At 42.7% G+C, this 17,674-nt stretch carries 14 protein-coding genes; 13 read left to right on the plus strand and 1 reads right to left on the minus strand.

Translation table 11 applies throughout. From position 1 onward, the window contains the following. Positions 1 to 39: 39 nt before the first annotated feature. From I4V84_RS11390 to I4V84_RS11450, 13 genes are all read left to right on the plus strand, one after another. Entirely contained in the window at positions 40 to 474 is a 435-nt protein-coding gene (locus I4V84_RS11390) for a hypothetical protein (RefSeq protein ID WP_195992027.1), read from the plus strand. Then, positions 471 to 1,589 carry a hypothetical protein gene (locus tag I4V84_RS11395; RefSeq protein ID WP_118579689.1) on the plus strand — a complete coding sequence of 373 codons (1,119 nt, stop codon included), beginning with the start codon at positions 471 to 473 and terminating at the stop codon, positions 1,587 to 1,589. Before I4V84_RS11390 ends, I4V84_RS11395 begins: the two co-directional genes overlap by 4 nt. 44 nt (positions 1,590 to 1,633) lie before the next feature. Beyond that, positions 1,634 to 2,521 (plus strand): diadenylate cyclase CdaA, encoded by an 888-nt coding sequence (cdaA, locus tag I4V84_RS11400; RefSeq protein ID WP_118579686.1) that lies wholly within the window; start codon positions 1,634 to 1,636, stop codon positions 2,519 to 2,521. Then, on the plus strand, positions 2,499 to 3,794 hold the full coding sequence (locus I4V84_RS11405) for a CdaR family protein (protein WP_118579683.1): 1,296 nt from the start codon (positions 2,499 to 2,501) through the stop codon (positions 3,792 to 3,794). The genes cdaA and I4V84_RS11405 overlap by 23 nt, the downstream gene beginning before the upstream one ends. A 77-nt stretch (positions 3,795 to 3,871) precedes the next feature. Next, the gene (locus tag I4V84_RS11410; protein ID WP_118579680.1) at positions 3,872 to 4,135 is read left to right on the plus strand and encodes an HPr family phosphocarrier protein; all 264 of its coding nucleotides are present in this window, start codon (positions 3,872 to 3,874) and stop codon (positions 4,133 to 4,135) included. Positions 4,136 to 4,167: 32 nt separating this feature from the next. Further along, positions 4,168 to 6,753: a L,D-transpeptidase family protein gene (locus I4V84_RS11415; protein WP_272113306.1), complete on the plus strand. Its 2,586-nt coding sequence runs from the start codon at positions 4,168 to 4,170 to the stop codon at positions 6,751 to 6,753. A 260-nt stretch (positions 6,754 to 7,013) separates the two neighbouring features. After that, positions 7,014 to 8,579: a GH25 family lysozyme gene (locus I4V84_RS11420; RefSeq protein WP_195992029.1), complete on the plus strand. Its 1,566-nt coding sequence runs from the start codon at positions 7,014 to 7,016 to the stop codon at positions 8,577 to 8,579. A 191-nt stretch (positions 8,580 to 8,770) separates the two neighbouring features. Further along, the gene (gene rfbC, locus I4V84_RS11425; RefSeq protein ID WP_118579668.1) at positions 8,771 to 9,325 is read left to right on the plus strand and encodes a dTDP-4-dehydrorhamnose 3,5-epimerase; all 555 of its coding nucleotides are present in this window, start codon (positions 8,771 to 8,773) and stop codon (positions 9,323 to 9,325) included. Between the two features lie 10 nt (positions 9,326 to 9,335). Then, a complete protein-coding gene (locus I4V84_RS11430; RefSeq protein ID WP_148461729.1) occupies positions 9,336 to 10,151 on the plus strand; it encodes an ABC transporter permease in 816 nt (271 codons plus the stop codon). 137 nt (positions 10,152 to 10,288) lie between these two features. Further along, entirely contained in the window at positions 10,289 to 11,542 is a 1,254-nt protein-coding gene (locus I4V84_RS11435) for an ABC transporter ATP-binding protein (protein WP_270430752.1), read from the plus strand. Positions 11,543 to 11,548: 6 nt separating this feature from the next. Then, positions 11,549 to 12,478, plus strand: a complete 930-nt coding sequence (locus I4V84_RS11440; protein ID WP_195992030.1) for a class I SAM-dependent methyltransferase — start codon at positions 11,549 to 11,551, stop codon at positions 12,476 to 12,478. Beyond that, complete coding sequence (locus I4V84_RS11445; protein ID WP_195992032.1) at positions 12,475 to 13,710, plus strand: hypothetical protein; 1,236 nt, start codon at positions 12,475 to 12,477, stop codon at positions 13,708 to 13,710. The genes I4V84_RS11440 and I4V84_RS11445 overlap by 4 nt, the downstream gene beginning before the upstream one ends. A gap of 1 nt (position 13,711) precedes the next feature. Further along, entirely contained in the window at positions 13,712 to 16,186 is a 2,475-nt protein-coding gene (locus I4V84_RS11450) for a glycosyltransferase family 2 protein (RefSeq protein WP_243284081.1), read from the plus strand. Between the two features lie 63 nt (positions 16,187 to 16,249). On the opposite strand, the gene I4V84_RS11455 is transcribed toward I4V84_RS11450, so the two are convergent. Next, positions 16,250 to 17,503, minus strand: a complete 1,254-nt coding sequence (locus I4V84_RS11455) for a D-alanyl-D-alanine carboxypeptidase family protein (protein WP_195992034.1) — start codon at positions 17,501 to 17,503, stop codon at positions 16,250 to 16,252. Positions 17,504 to 17,674 lie beyond the last annotated feature (171 nt).

A 17,674-nucleotide genomic window follows, 5' to 3' on the forward strand; every position in this document is an offset into this window, starting at 1 on the left:
AGCTTTTCAGCTTTAAAAGAAACGCATAAGGAGCCATTTATGATAAACGAAGAAAAAGTAAAGATAATGGATCAGCTTGCTGTATATGAGAAACAGGAAGGCAGAAAGTATCTTCCGGTAAGCAAGTACTACAGGAGTGACTATATTGGTCTGGCGCTGATTAAGAATTTCTTTCTTGTAACAATTGGATATGGATTGATACTGGCTGTAATTGCAGCGTATAATTTGGAATATCTGCTGGATAATGTGCACAAGATGGATCTGATCTCTCTTGGAGTTGTAGCCCTGGGGGGATATATAGGAATATTGGTATTATATTCTGTGCTGACATATATCCAGTACACTGTGAAGTACCATAAGGCGAAGAAGAGTGTAAAACAGTATTACACTCAGCTGACGAAATTAGAGAAAATCTATACTCGTGAAGAAAAGAAATTCGCAGGACGTGAAATGTCAGGAGGATATAGAAAATGACAGCATTACTTGAGTTAAAGCAGAAAATAAAAGAAATATACGGACAGTATGAAATGTATATCCTGCCTGTAATGAAGTTTGTTCTTGCACTGGTTTATTTCCTGTGGATCAATGCGAATATGGGATATATGTCTCGCCTGAATAATGTATTTTTAGTACTGATCCTGGCATTGATCTGTTCCATTTTGCCGTCTTCCGCTATGATGTATATTGGTTTTGTGCTGATCCTTGTTCACAGTTATGCACTTGGAATTGAAATTGCGGCATTTATGCTTGTTCTGATCCTTCTGATGATGATCTTTTTCCTGAGGTTCAGTGGTGAACAGAATGTAACATTTGTATTTACACCGCTTTCCTTTGCATTCAGCCTTCCGGCATTACTTCCTATTGGAAGCGGACTTATGGAGAGCAGTTTATCTGCAATTCCGGCTGGCTGCGGTGTGGTTATGTATTATTTTATCCGTTTTTTAAGATCACAGTCAACAATTCTTGTGAATCCGGATCTGGAGATGACAGATAAGCTGCAGATCATGGCTGACGGTCTGGTACAGAACTGGGGAATGTGGATTGCAGTTGTTGCTTTTGTAGCAGTTATCCTTCTGGTACATCTGATCCGTACCCGCTCTTTTGATCATGCATGGAGGATATCTATTATTACAGGCGGTGTTGCCTATGTGTTTATAATGCTTGTTGGAAGTTTTGGAATGAACCTGAATGCAACTGTTGCAATGGTTCCGCTTCTGATCTGTACGATTGCAGCTGTTCTCCTGGCACTTGTGCTTGAGTTCTTTGCATTTGGAGGAGATTACAGCCGTGCAGAGCGTCTGGAGTATGAGGATGATGAGTACTTCTATTATGTAAAAGCAGTTCCCAAGGCTTCTGTTGCAACTTCCGAGAGAAGTATTAAGAAAATAAATGCAGAACCTGTTCGTGAAGAGCGCAAGGCAGAGGACAACTCTGGTACTTATGCCAATCCAATCTTCCGACAGGATGAGAAGCCTAAAAGAAAGAAAGCTTCTCCAGCAGCAGACAGAAAGCCAAGACAGGCAGAGAAACCTGCTGCTAAGGATATTGATTTTGAAAAAAAGCTTGAAGAATCTCTTAAAGATCTTTAAGGTTACTGCTTGGCAGTGAATGGTAACAAAGAAAGGAGTACACTATGCAGGATATGGCAGTCAGATTATCAGGATATTTGTCAAAACTCTCCCTGCCCAGTCTGGGAGTAACAGACATACTGGAGATTGCCCTGATTTCCTTCTTTATCTATCAGTTTATGGTGTGGATCAAGTTTACCCGCGCTTATACTCTGTTGAAGGGAATTCTGATAGTACTCCTTTTTATTTTATTTGCATATGTGTTGAAAATGAATACGATCCTCTGGATCATTAAGAATCTTTCTACTATACTTCTTACCAGTGTTGTTGTTATTTTCCAGCCAGAACTTCGGAAAATGCTGGAGCAGCTGGGACAGAAGAAGTTTATGGCTTCTATTTTCCCTTTGGATGCCGGCAAAGAGGTACAGGAAAGGTTTACAGATAAAACAATCAATGAGCTTGTGAAGGCATGTTTTGACATGGGAGAAGTAAGAACTGGCGCATTGATCGTCATTGAGCAGAATATCCGCTTAAGTGAATATGAGCGCACAGGAATCAATGTGGATGCAGTTCTTACAAGTCAGCTCCTGATCAATATTTTTGAACATAATACACCACTCCATGATGGCGCTGTCCTGGTGCGTGGCAATCGAATTGTAGCAGCTACCTGTTATCTGCCTCTTTCCGACAATATGGAGCTGAGCAAACAGCTTGGAACCAGACACAGAGCTGGTGTGGGAATTAGTGAAGTAAGTGATTCCCTGACAATTATTGTTTCAGAAGAAACCGGGCAGGTGTCTATGGCCCAGAACGGACAGCTCAGCAGAGGTCTTACCAGTGCTGAACTGAGATCTGCATTGATCAAGGCTCAGAATAAAAAGGTTGTAACTAACAGTAAACTGCGTCATCTGTTGAAAGGAAGAATGAGACATGAAGAAGACAAAGCTGACTAGGAATTTTACCTTGAAGATCATGTCTGTTTTCATCGGATTTCTGATCTGGTTTATTGTGGTAAATGTGGACAATCCGGTATCCAGTAAAAGTATCACCATTGCCGGAGAAAGTGTAGAACTCCAGAATACGGCTTATGTGGATAGTGCAAACATGATGTGTATGCAGGATGATGATCCGGATCCTATAAGGGTTACAATCACAGGAGAGAGAAGACTTCTTTCCAGGATTACTCAGACCAATATAACCTTGACGGCAGATCTGCAGCAGGCAGGAAGCCTTGATACAGATCCGGTTATGGTTCCAATCACTGCCTCCTGTCCGGGAATCAGCCCCGAGAATATTAAAGTGACACCACAGTATCTCAGTGTCAGACTGGAAGAAAAAGTAACACAGGAGTTTCTGGTTAATGTAAATTACGGTTCCAGCCAGCCGGGCAAGGGCTACGAGGTTGGTTCCCAGACTGCAAGTCCGGAGAAAGTTAAAATTACAGGTCCGAAATCTCTTGTGAATAAAATTGATAAAGTAAATGCGACCGTTGATGTTGATGGCCGAACAAAGGATTTTTCCGAAGAGGCAGAACTGAATATTATTGATAAGAATCAGGACAGTCTTGCCGGAAGAATGGCTTATCTCACCATAGATAATACCAAAGTTGTTGTTACAACTAAATTTTGGAAGATTCGCACAGGCGTTAATATTGGTGCGGACTATGTAGGTGTGCCGGCAGATGGCTATCAGGTGGAGAGTGTGACTACTGTTCCGGATACTGTAAGTATTGCGGGAACAGATGAGGCATTGGAGACTCTGAAGCAGAATGACAACACGATCTGGATAGGCGGTACTGATATTGATATTACAGGAGAGACAACTGATATTGAGAAGAAAGTCAGTCTGAAAGATGTGCTTCCTGAGGATGTGAAGCTGACAAGCGGAACCAGTGAGGACGTTTGGGTGAAGGTAAGTATTTTACCTATTGGAAGTCATTCATATGGTCTTCCCTCCAATCAGGTTACGGTAGATAACCTTGCTGATAATCTTCTGGTAACATTTGGAACAGATAAGATTGAAATCCGCGTGAAAGCAACAGCTGGAGAGCTTGATGACTTTAATCTTGACGAAGTGAAAGCTTCTGTTGATCTGAAGGATATGGAAGTAGGAAGCTATCAGATCCCTGTGACTGTGAAGCTGCCTAAGGGATTTGAACTTCTGGATGATGTGGTTGCAGATGTGACTATATCAGAAGTTTCCAATTCAGATACTAATAATGAATGAGCTGTTGTTTACGGATAACGTTTGGCGAAATATATTGCCATGGATCTAGAGAACAGCAGCAATAAGGGAGAGAAACTATGGTAAGTGAGAAAGTAAGGGTGAACAATCCTTCCGGCCTTCATTTACGACCGGCAGGCATTCTTTGTAAGGAAGCTATGAAATATAAATCTCTTATAACATTTCAGTATGGTCAGGGGTCTGCCAATGCCAAAAGCGTGCTCAGTGTTCTGGGCGCGTGTGTGAAATGTGGTGATGAGATTACTATATTTTGCGAAGGCGAGGACGAAACAGAGGCTTTAAGAAATCTTGTAACTGTTATCAATAATGGTTTAGGAGAATAAGATTTACAACGTTACAATAGGGAGGCATAAAAGTGAAAAAGAGAGTAGCAGCCGCAGTTTTAGGGATTATGTTAAGTGTGTCCATGGGTCTGGAGGTTCCAGCCGCAGCTTTGGATAGCGGATTTGAATCCGGATTTACATCTGAACAGGCAGCAGATGTGCAAACAGAAGACGGAGCCGAAGCAGTACAGCCGTCTGAGGATACAGAGGTGCCTGCAGATACGGCAGCAGCTGAGGAGCAGCAGGTACAGGAAAGCCAGGACAAGGAAGAACATACAGACAGCGAAAATTCAGGAGAAAGTACAGATGGTTTTTTCGATGGCTTTACTTCAGGTGAAACAGTGGAGGAGAATGGAAGTACTGCTCCGGTAGATGGATTTGAAGCTGTTCCTGAAGGCACATTGGATGGGACTCAGGAAGTACAGGCAGATAATTCAGACGGAGTATTTGACTGGAAAGAATGGGAGCAGACAGCTGATGGTTTTAAGCTTCGCAAGAAGAAATCAGCTGTAAGTGCAGCTGCTGAGACTCAGAATGTGGCTGGTTCTGATGAGATTCAGGCTTTTGATGAAGTCCAGGAGAATGGCGAAGCAGCAGGTACGGAAAGTGTAGAGGCTGAAGGAACAACTGCTCAGGCTGAATATTATACCGCAGCAGATGGCATTGTAGAGATTACTACAAGAAACGAGGCTGGAGCAGTTCATACAGGAAGTTATTTGTTTGATGCTAATGGATTTTTGGTTACCGGCATTAAGACTTTAGTTGGAACGGAGAGTGCAAATGGGGCTGTTGGTGAATTCTATTTTACAGCTTCCGATAGTGCACAGGCATATACAGAATATAATGGACAGGGTGCTGCACTGGTTCCGTGGAAGACCACACTTGGTCAGATGAAGAAGGATTACTGGCTGTGGAACAAAGAAAGCAGAAACTTCCATTATTATGGCGCAGATGGTAAGGCACTAACCACTGCACAGTTAGATGAAGCTGCCAAGGCAAATAATACATATACAGGATATTATAAGATTAATGATGAGTATTATTGTCTGGATGAGAATGGAACACCACGTACTGGGGATGTTACTCTGACCGTAAACGGAGTAGCCGCACAGTACTACTTCCAGCCAGCAGAAACAGATCAGGAAATTCCAGGAAAGATGTACCGTGATGGATGGAAGAGGTTTGCAGGAACAGCCGGTGAGCAGTGGAAATATTATGATTCCGGTGAGCTGGACAGCAGTAAGATTGGACAGCTTATGGTTCATGGCGTTATTGTAACAGAGCTTGACGGACGTAAAGATGCGGAAAATTCCTATCTGATCGATAAGAATGGCTATCTTCTTAAGAAGACTATGAAGAAAGCCACAGATGGCAAATATTATCTGACAGATAAGAATGGCTGTATTTATAAGAATCGTATTGTCACTTATAAAAAGAAACAATATTATGTAACAGAAACTGGTGCAAGAGCAACCTGGAAAAAGGTATGGCATCGCTGTCCTGGGTCTGGAAACAGAATGTACTATTTTGGTTCTACTGCTGGCCGGATCGTGAAGAAAACCGGATGGCAGAAAGTAACCACCTCTAAGGGGAAATTCTATGGCTGGTTCCTGTTCAATAAAAAAGGAAAGCATTATGCCAATACACTGAGAAACGGATATTATTTCAAAGCTGATGGAAGACTTGCCAGCGGAGTTACCGTGATCAATGGCAAGAGTTATTTCTTTAAACCATCTACATCTAATACAAGAAATGGCCAGATGGTTAAGAATGAGATGTTTGTTTACAAGAAAAAAACATATTTTGCAGACTCTAAGGGTGTACTTCGCAAGAGCGGATGGCAGAAGATTGATGGAAACTGGTATTACTTCAAGAATATGAGTCTTGTGAAGAATGCATTCGTGAAGAAAGGCAAAAAATATGGATATGTAGATGCTACTGGTAAGTTCACTACAGGCTGGGTGGTTGTAGACAATTCCCAGAATCTGGTTCGTTACATTAACCCGGATAAGAAGGGCTTTGTGCAAAATGAATCCAAGTGGATTGATGGCAAGCTGTATTACTTTGATAAGAATGGTTACAGAATCAATGACGTGACAAATATTTACAAATCAGGATATACAGTTGAAGTGGATCGTGTAAATGGTGTTATGACAATTTATGCAGATGCGAACCGTACAATTCCGGTTAAGACCATTCGTGTCTCAGTAGGCAATCCTGGAACAGATACTCCGACAGGCAGATATAAACTGACAAGATACAGCAGATGGCAGGCGCTTATGGGACCGTCCTGGGGACAGTATGGTACTCATGTAGATGGTGCTGGTCAGGGCGGAATTTTCGTCCACTCTATTGCATGCGGCTCAGCAAACAGCTATAATTTGCCGGTTAGTGCATATCTTAAGCTTGGAAGCCCGGCTTCCCATGGCTGTATCCGTACCTGTGTTGCCGATGCAAAATGGGTATATGAGAACTGCAATGGTTCCACCATTTATATTTTCGATGGAACCTATAAGTCTGACGAAGTATTCAAAGGACCGCTGGGACGTCGCGCAATTACACCGCTGAAGGGAATTAAGAATGGCGGATACTACGATCCGACCGATCCAGCAGCTTAATAGCTTACTCTGAAAGATATTTGTTGATAAAAAAACGACATAAAAAGCCAAAAAGAGTGTCTTAAAATTATCAGATTTGATGATTTTAAGGCACCTTTTTACTGTTTTGGAGAATAACATTGAAATTTGAAAATGGAAACTGTATAATAACAAAGTAACACATTTTTAACATCTTGTAAGAAACAAGCGAATAAGGGTAAACGGTAAACACTACTGGTCCGGTAAGGAACGTAACCTGAAACTGTTTATCAGGAGGAGATATGGGAAAATGGAAAAAATGGCTGTCTGCCGGTTTATTTACAGCTATGCTTGGAACTGCAATAATTGCAGGACCAACTGCAGATGTAAGTGCCAATGCAGGAAATAAGCCATATAATATTGAAAATGTTTCACCAGATGCGCATCTGGCACCAAGTGTAGGAGATTCCTCTTCCAAGACAAGCTCAAAGGCATGGCACAAAATTGACGGAGTATGCTACAATGGAAGTGGAAAGAAAGTAGAAGGAGCCATTACCAGAGGTATGGATGTCTCAGAATGGCAGGGAAAGATCAATTGGAAGGAAGCCAAGAAAGATCTGGATTTTGCCTTTGTGCGTATTTCCTATGGAACCAGACATCTGGATGATTATTATGCCTATAATATGACTGAGGCAGAAGCAGCAGATGTGCCGGTGGGAACTTATGTATACAGTCTTGCCAAGACAAACAAAGAAGCACTTGCTGAAGCGCAGCTGGCTATTCGTCAGATGCAGGGACATAAGGTTTCCTATCCGGTAGCTTTTGACCTGGAAGATGAAGCTACATTGGGAACCTTGACCAGAAAGGAAATTTCCCAGATTGCTCTCACATTCTGTGATGAGATCCGCAAGGCAGGATATACACCAATTCTCTACATGAATCTGAATTGGTATAATAATTTTGTAGACTGGAACGTTCTGGAAGGCTCCGGTCTGGATGTCTGGATTGCAAGCTACGGAGATACAATTCTTGCACCGAGCGCCAGCAAATACAAATACACCATCTGGCAGTGCACAGCTGGTGATGAAGTTCCAGGTATGATCAGTACCAAGAAGCTGATCAGCGGTGTTCCAAAAGAGAACAATGTGGATCTGAACTTTGGCTATGTAGATTATACAACCAAGGTTGTTCCCAGATGGAATTCTCAGGAAGGCTATACCCCTGCAAAACAGCCTTTATATTCAGATCCCAAGCTTCACAAGAATGGCTGGACCACTGTTAAAGGCAGAAAATATTACTACACAAATGATAAAAAGGCCAAAGGCTGGCTGGAAATTGATAGCAAGTATTACTGCTTTAGTTCCGTAGACGGACACTTATATAAAAGCAAGCTGATCAAGAAAGACGGCACTGCTTATTACGTGGACAAAAACGGCGTACGTGTAGAAAATAAAGTTGTGACAAAGAAAGGCAAGACCTACTATTTCGGAGCAGATGGCAAAGCCCTGACAGGTATGCGCAAGGTGGGCAGGAAATATTATTATTTCAGCACTACATCCTTTGCCATGGAAAAGAATTACAAATATGTAGCAGCCAACGGCAGCATTTACTATTTTGGAAGTAAAGGTTACCGTGCAAAGAACAAGTTTATCACCCTCACAGAGAATGGCAGGAAGAATACTTATTATTTTGGAAAAAATGGAAAGGCTTATAAGGGCTGGTACACTATCAAAGGAAAAAAATATTATTTCTACCGCGGAACGGGTGCTGGCGCAGGAGTACGTGCGCAGAACGTGAGCCTGACCAGTGCAGATGGACTCGTTTCCGTATTTAACAAAAATGGTGTATGTACCAAACAATACAGATAGGATGACCAGTAACAGTAACCAATAATCTTGATTTATCAGACGGAATCATGTATATTAGAGCGTGTTTGAAAGATCTCCCACAAATTGTGACGCACATCTTGCAGAAAACCTTTTTAAACACGTTCCAAGAAGTCGATAAGACTGTAAATTTGACTGAATATAAAATGAAAGATAAATAAGGAGAAAAGAAAATGGGAAAAATTAAAGTAACAAATTGTGATGATATTGAAGGATTAAAAGTAATCGAGCCAACCGTATTTGGAGATTCCAGAGGTTATTTTATGGAGACTTACAATTACAATGACTTCAAAGAGGCAGGAATTGACGTAGAATTCGTACAGGATAATCAGTCCAGCTCACGTTATGGTGTTCTTCGCGGTCTCCATTTCCAGCTTCATTATCCACAGGACAAACTTGTCCGCGTAGTAAACGGAGAAGTGTTTGATGTGGCTGTAGATTTAAGAGAGGGCTCCAAAACTTATGGAAAATGGTACGGAGTTGTTCTTTCAGCAGAGAATAAGAAACAGTTTTTTATTCCGAAAGGATTTGCACATGGCTTCCTGGTTCTTTCTGAGAATGCGGAGTTTACTTATAAATGCTCCGATTTTTATCATCCAAACGATGAGGGCGGTCTGATCTGGAATGATCCGGACATCAATGTACAGTGGCCGATTCCGGAAGGTATGGAGCTGATCTTCTCTGACAAGGATCAGAAATGGGGCAGCTTTAAGGAACTTAACAGATAGGAGACTGTAAATGCTTAAGTCTATTTTTTCCCTGCCGGCGGATTTATATAAAAACCGCCGGCTGGTTATGAAACTGGCAAAAAATGATTTCAAGACCCGATATGCAGGTTCTTATTTTGGAACCTTCTGGGCTTTCGTTCAGCCAGTGGTAACAATTCTGGTATACTGGTTTGTATTTTCAGTGGGGTTCCGGTCCAACACAGATGAACTGGGAGTCCCTTTTGTGCTTTATCTGGTAGCTGGTATTGTGCCCTGGTTTTTCTTTTCTGATGCGCTTTCCGGAGGTACCAATTCGCTTCTGGAATACAATTACCTTGTAAAAAAGGTAGTGTTCAACATTAGCGTCCTTCCAGTGGTAAAAATAATTTCCGCTTTATTTGTACATGGCTTTTTTGTACTTCTGGCAATTATTCTTTATATATGTAACGGAAGATTTCCTGACTGGTACTACCTTCAGATATTGTATTATAGTGCATGCGTCTTTTTTCTTGTGTTGGGACTTTGCTATGCTACCAGTGCAATTGCAGTCCTTTTCCGCGATCTGAACCAGATTATTGGTATCGGATTACAGGTTGGAGTATGGCTGACTCCTATTATGTGGGTGTCAGAGAGCATGATCGGTACCAACAGCCTTCTATACAAAATTCTTCAGCTGAATCCTGTATTTTATATTGTATCAGGATATCGTGACGCATTTATTATCAAGCGCTGGTTCTTCGAAAGACCAGTCTGGACATTATATTTCTGGGTATTTGCCATCTGCTGCTTCCTGTTTGGAAACTGGATCTTTAAGCGGCTTCGGGTTCATTTTGCAGATGTTCTGTAAATAGGAGAAAAGCAGTTATGAATCGAAATGTATTCAGCGAAGAGGGAAGGTAACGGCTCATGAGACATGTTCGATGAAGTACAGAACTGTAGAGGAACTGAGCAGTTATGATGCGGATAGAAAAGAAAGGAAACAACGTGGAAAGTAAAAACGCCATTGAAATAAGAAATTTGTCCAAGATGTATAAGCTCTATAACAGACCACTGGACCGCCTGAAGGATTCTCTGGGGCTTAGTCGTAAGAAGCTGTATAAAGAGCATTATGCACTTAAGGATGTTAGTTTTGATATTGGAGAAGGAGAATGCGTTGGTATTATTGGAACAAACGGCTCCGGAAAATCCACCATTCTGAAAATTATTACCGGTGTACTGGCTCCTACAGCCGGAACCGTAACCGTAAATGGAAGAATTTCAGCTCTTCTGGAGCTGGGAGCCGGATTTAATCCGGAATATTCCGGTATGGAAAATATTTTCCTGAATGGTACCATGTTAGGTTTTTCCGAAGAAGAAATCAACGCAAGACTGGATGAAATCCTCAGTTTTGCTGATATTGGTGATTTTATCCATCAGCCGGTAAAGACCTACTCCAGTGGTATGTTTGTACGCCTGGCCTTTGCTGTGGCTATCAACATAGATCCGGAGATCCTGGTAGTGGATGAAGCACTTTCTGTAGGTGATGTATTTTTTCAGGCGAAATGCTATCATAAGTTCGAGGAATTTAAGAAACAGGGCAAAACTATTTTGTTTGTAAGTCACGACCTGGGAAGCATTTCCAAATACTGCGATCGTGTTATTCTTTTGAATCAGGGTGTCATGCTGGACGAGGGCACGCCTAAAGCTATGGTAGACATGTATAAGCAGCTTCTGGTACATCAGGATCCGGTGAAACAGGCAGAAGGCTCAGAGACAAAGAAAGAAGACTGGAAACAGGGATTCCTTGTGAACCCAAACACATTGGAGTATGGGGAAAAACAGGCTGAGATCACAGACTTCGTTGTAATGGATTCCAAGGGACTTCAGACCAACACGATCGAGAAGGGGTCTAAATTTCAGATTAAAATGCGCATTCATTTTCATGAAAGCATTCAGCAGCCTATTATGGCTTTCACGTTCAAGAATATTCAGGGAACTGAGATCACAGGAACCAACACTATGTATGAAGGTGTGAATGTGGAACACACAGACGCAGGGGATGAGTGTGTAGTGGTTTTTGAGCAGAAAATGGATATGCAGGGCGGGGAATATCTTCTCTCCTTTGGATGTACCGGTTATCGGAATGGAGATTTTACCGTATTCCATCGTTTATATGATGCATGCAACATAACTGTGGTTTCTTCCAAAAATACAGTTGGATTCTACGATATGAATTCCAAAGTGTGGATAGAGGAATAATAAAATATGCAGGAAAAAATCGGAAACGTAACATTAGATTATGAGTATTACCCAGGCGAGGATCTGTACAGCGATGGTCCTGTGGAAGAAGAGCTTCTTGAAATTGCGAAAAATTATCAGGAGAAGGAACTAAACCAGTTGATCTATGAGCGAAACAGCTGGCCGGTTCTTTATCATTTTTCACATATTCGCCAGAACATTCTGGAGTGGCTCCCTATCACAAAAGAACAGAAGGTTCTGGAAATCGGATCCGGATGTGGACCGATCACAGGAGTTCTCGCGCGAAAAGCCAAAAGTGTCACCTGTATCGATCTGTCGAAAATGCGCAGCACCATCAATGCATATCGAAATCGCGAATGCGATAATGTGAAAATTATGGTAGGAAATTTTCAAGATGTGGAGAGTAGTCTTACTGAGAAATATGATTACATTACCCTGATCGGTGTGTTTGAATATTCCCAGGGCTATATCGGGACAGCACAGCCTTATGTGGAAATGCTCCGACGCATTGCCCGCCATCTGGCACCGGGAGGCAGAATCGTGATCGCGATTGAGAACCGGCTTGGTCTGAAATACTGGGCCGGCTGCACCGAAGATCATGTGGGAAAATATTTTGAAGGACTGGAGAACTATCCGGATACCAGAAGTGTGCAGACTTTTTCCAGAAAGGAACTGTCTGATATTATTGACCAGGCTGGTGAATTTAAGACCACTTTCTATTATCCATATCCGGATTATAAATTCCCGATGACTATTTATTCAGACAAGCGTCTGCCGAAGAAAGGCGAGCTTCGGGATAATTTCTGTAATTTTGACCGTAACAGAATACAATTGTTCAATGAGGGGAAAGTATACGATTCCCTCACTGATGCAGGACTTTTTCAGGAATTTTCCAATTCATTCCTGGTGATTGTGGAAAGGAAGGAAAACAAATGAAAGAGATTATTTTCAGTAAATATTCCAATGAAAGAAGCCGTTCCTTCGCAATTCGCACTGACATTGTGGAAGAAGATGGGAAAAGATGGCTGGAGAAAAAATGGCTGTATCCGGAAGGAAAAGAACATGTTCTTCGCATGAAAAAATGGAATCAGAAGCTTGATCAGATGTATGGGGAAGTTCCGTTTCTGAGCAACAAGTGCGAGATAGGCGAAGACTGTGCTTATTTTGAGTATCTGGAACAGGAGAATCTTGCAGAATATCTGGATGATCTGCTGGGAAAGGGAGAAAAGGAAAAAGCTGAGAAAATTTTTACGGAATATCTGGAAAACGTACAGAAGCTTCACAGCAAAAAGCCGTTCACAATAACTGAGGAATTCAAAAATGTTTTCGGTGATGTGCCTATGCCTGGCGGACTGACATGTACAGATGTTACGAATATTGATATGATCTGTGACAATGTTGTAATGACCCGTCCATATACACTTCTGGACTATGAATGGACATTTGAGTTTCCTGTTCCCTGTGAATTTGTACTGTATCGGATCATCCATTACTATATACAGACGCATAAAGTGCGTGAAGTGCTGAATGCAGCCGGATTTTATGAGAAATTTGGTATTTCAGAAGTAATGAGAACCAGTTTTTCCGGAATGGAAAGCGGTTTTCAGGTATATATCACAGGCACGCATGTTCCTATGAGGGAGATGTATGCCACAATGACTCCAGGGGTGGAATATTTGTCCCTGAGTAATCTGGGACCGCTGCAGGTATATTTCGCGGAACAAAGAGGTATGTATTCCGAAGCAAGTTCTGTAAAAAGACCTATTATGGCCGGAAAGGTAAAATGCACCTTGAATCTGCCGAAAAGCTGCAGGTTTATTAGAATTGATCCAGGTGATCATCCGTGTACGGTACATCTTGCAGCAATCCGCTTTGACAGGATGCCTGCTTCCCTGGACGGGGTTCTGACACCCGATGGAACAATCTGCGGCAGCTGGGCCTTCCTTTCACGGTTTGATCCCTGCATTGTAGATATAGAGGTTCCGGAAGGTGCTAAGAATCTTACACTGAATCTGGAGATTGATGAGGCAAAAGAAGATATGCTGAATGAGATCTGTTCCCTTGAGGTGAGAAGCCACAGTCTTAAAGGAGTGCTTGGAGAGCGGGCGAGAGAAGCAGTGGGCCGTCTGAAAAATGGTCGGGAATCTTCTGCAAAGAAAGGAAAGTAGAATGAATCAAAAGGTAATGCTGGTTGAAAAAGAACGGTTTCTTTTGAATGATAATTGCAAATATATGATCACAGGAAGGGTTTCAAAGGAAGCAGATATAGAGTGTTATCTGGACGGTATCCGCCGTCCTTCTGAGACAAACCTGATTACTGTGATGACCGGATTTATGAGGGCTGTGGAGACGAAAAATCCAGGAGGCAAATGGGTGGAGGTATTAGTTACCCTGCCTGAAAATCTGCAGAATTACAAAAAACTTGAGGTGTACGCTGTTAACGGAAAGGAGCGTTTCCTCTGGTATAAGATGAAAACCTCGGATCTTATGAGAAAACAGGGAAAACCTCAGCTTTTTGTTGATGGGGAATCTATAGTCAGAGAGCAGAAGAAGGTTATCCTTGCCGGCTGGGCGGTAGGAACTACACCGGTTTCCCTGCAGGTATATGATGAAAATAAAAAGCCTGTGAAAATAACCCTGAAGCGGAATACCCGAATGGACGTGGCAGAAATGTTTCGGGAATGCGAAGTGAATAAGGATTGCGGATTCCATATCCAGGCAGAAAATGTATCTGGAAAGAAGGCTTATCTTGTTGCAAAGGATGAGAACGGAAAAAAGGCAGTCTACCAGATTGGTATTTCAAAGGGCGAACGCTTTAAGGCAAAAGCCAGCCTTTATTCGAAAAAGGCAATGGAGAATTATCGTTCCAATGGCATTCATACTGTGATCCGGAAGTCGCTGATCAAGCTGGAAGCATTGAGCAAGGGAGACGGTCTTTACCAGACCTGGCTGAAGGAGAACAGGGTTACTAAGAAAGAACTGAATCAGCAGAGAAAGACTGTTTTTCGGGAGAACATTAAGTTTAGCCTTGTGGTTCCTCTCTATAAGACGGATAAGTACCTTTTGAAGGCTCTTGTGGATTCTGTGCTGGCGCAGACATACAGCAACTGGGAACTTTGCCTTTCAGATGGAAGTGGAGCAGATTCTCCGATCCGCAGTATTCTGGAAGAGTATCAGAAAAAGGATCCAAGGATCAAAGTTGTTTTCAATGAGAAACAGCTGCAGATTTCAGACAATACAAATGCTGCTATTGGAATTGCCACTGGAAATTATATTGCATTTGCAGATCATGATGATACCCTGGCAGAGGAAGCTTTTTATCAGATGGCAAAGGAAATCTCACAGCATCCGGAGGCGGATCTTATTTATTCTGATGAGGATATTATTGATATAAGAGGAAATCGGCTTTTCCCTCATTTTAAGCCGGATTTTAACCCTGATTATCTGTGCTGCGTAAATTATATCTGCCATCTGGTGGTTGTAAAGAGAACGCTTCTCGATCGAACAGGGCTTCTGCGGCCAGAATATGACGGTTCTCAGGACTTTGATTTTCTGCTTCGCTGCACGGAGCATACAGACAGTGAGAAGATCCGCCATATTCCCAAAATTCTGTATCACTGGAGAAGCCATGAGGGTTCCACAGCGGGCAATCCGGATGACAAGCCATATGCAGTGATCGCAGGAGAAAAGGCACTTGCAGGACATTATGAGCGCATGGGAATTAAGGCAGAGGTGGAATACACTGGATGCCCGGTCGTTTTCAGAACCCATTTTGTTATAGAGGGTGACCCGAAGGTATCAATTCTGATTCCGAATAAGGATCATACAGAGGATCTGAATAAATGTGTGACTTCCATTCTGGAGAAGAGCACCTGGAAAAATATCCAGATTATCGTAATTGAGAATAACAGTGAGAGGGAAGAGACCTTCCACTATTATGAGAAACTTGAGAAGCGGTATCCTCAGGTAAAAGTGGTTACATGGGATGGTCCCTTCAACTATTCAGCAATCAACAATTTTGGTGCAAAATATGCGGATGGAGATTATTTCCTTCTGCTCAATAATGATACAGAGGTTATTACTCCAGAGTGGCTGGAGAACATGATGGGCTATTGCCAGAGAGAGGATGTGGGCATTGTAGGTGCCAAGCTCCTTTACCCGGATAATACGGTTCAGCATGCTGGTGTTGTGGTAGGAATTGCAGGTTTTGCAGGACATATTCTTACCGGATATGACAGATATGCCACAGGATATTTGTGGAGACTGGCAACTACACAGGATGAGAGTGCAGTAACAGGCGCCTGTCTGATGGTGAAGCGAAGCGTTTTTGAGGAACTTCATGGGCTGGATGAAAGCTTTGCAGTGGGACTGAATGATATTGACTTCTGTCTTAGGGCAAGGGCACTTGGTAAATTGGTTGTATTTACTCCGGAGGCCTGCCTGTACCATTATGAATCTAAGTCACGCGGACTGGAGAATACGCCGGAGAAGAAGGCGCGTCTTCAGAAAGAGGTGGATCATTTCCGGGAACGTTACAGAGATTTTCTGAAAAAGGGTGATCCGTATTACAATCCGAATCTGAGTATTGTGAGAGGGGATTGTGCATTCAGGATGGCGTATGAGAAGAAGGATGAAATAGTTTGATGCAGAACTAATATAAAAACCCAGTCGGGAGAGGAAGATACCCTGTCCTGACTGGGTTTTTTATTAGGATTTTACAATTTTCACGATCCTCCAGATCAAAAGAATCAGAAGAAGTAAGAATACACCGGCAATTACAAAATACGGAATTTCAGTGTGATTATCGGAGTAGTCCTTGGCCGCCTGCATGTGCTGCTGACCTTCCTGGACGGAAGCAGTATCATCAGACTGAACAACTTCAAGGACTGCAGATCCCACAGAAGTGCCGTTGAAAAGGTAGGTGCGGTCAATCTGGTCGCCGTTCTGGGAATCTTCTGTGGTAAGGCTATCGGCACCGGTGCCGGCTGGAACTACTACGTCACCGCCGGAGATAATGCTGAAATCGCTGTCTCCAAGGGATAAAGTTACAAACTGATCAAATCCATAATTGAGAATAGAGGCTGCATCAGGAGCTGTCTGACCGGAAGCACCTTTCAGGACTACGCTGATCAGAGTCATGCCATTTCGCTGGGCTGCACATACCAGTGTACTTCCGGAGGCTTCCGTATAACCTTCCTTACCGCCGATACATCCTTCGTAAAATCCGGTGCTGCCAGTATCTGTCATGGTGAATTTGCTGGTCAGGTTACGGGCTGCCGCTTTATTGGTGGCAGGGATCGTGTAGCTGGTGGCTGCTGCGATGGTTCTGAAAGACTCATTCTGGATGGCGGCCTGCATGATCAGCGCCATGTCGTGGGCTGTAGTGTGCTGGTTGTCATCCGGAAGTCCGGTGGGATTCGTGAATACGGTATTGGTACATCCAAGCTCCTGTGCCCTGGTATTCATCTGCTGGACAAAGCCGTCCACAGAACCGCCTACATGCTCTGCAATCTGCAGTGCAATATCATTGGCAGAGGCAACCATAATGGCATACAGGCACTGCTCTACAGTGAAGACCTCGTCAACCTGTGAGGAAATACTGGCACCACCGTCTGTGACACCGGAAACTCCGGTGGCGGTCATGGTAACCTCATCTGTGAGCTGTGTATTCTCAAGAGCCAGAAGACAGGTCATGATCTTGACTGTACTTCCAGGGAAAAGTACTTCGTCTGCATTCTTGGAATAGAGAATGGTATTGGTGGTATTCTCCATGACTACAGCCGCTTCAGAAGAAATATCGGAAGCCTGTGGCCATCCGGAAATGGAATTGGTAGATATGGTACCTGATGCTTCAACTGCTGCACTCTGGTCTGCCTCTTCTGCAGATATGGGAACCTGGAAAAGAAGAGATGCAAAAAGACCAAGAGTCAGAAAAACTGAGGTTATCTTTCGCTTTTTCATAGTATAATGAACTCCTGTATTAAAATAAGGGTATCTGCAGTGCTGTCTGTGAACAACATGGTAACACTCTTTCTGACAGTGCAGATACAATTCTGTTGCAAGTATAACATATAGTATATTTTTCCTGTAAAATAGAAAAATATAATACAAATATAATCATATCCTAAAATG

The sequence above is a fragment of the Ruminococcus sp. 1001713B170207_170306_F1 genome, assembly GCF_015668065.1.
GTDB classification, from domain to species: domain Bacteria; phylum Bacillota; class Clostridia; order Lachnospirales; family Lachnospiraceae; genus Blautia_A; species Blautia_A faecis.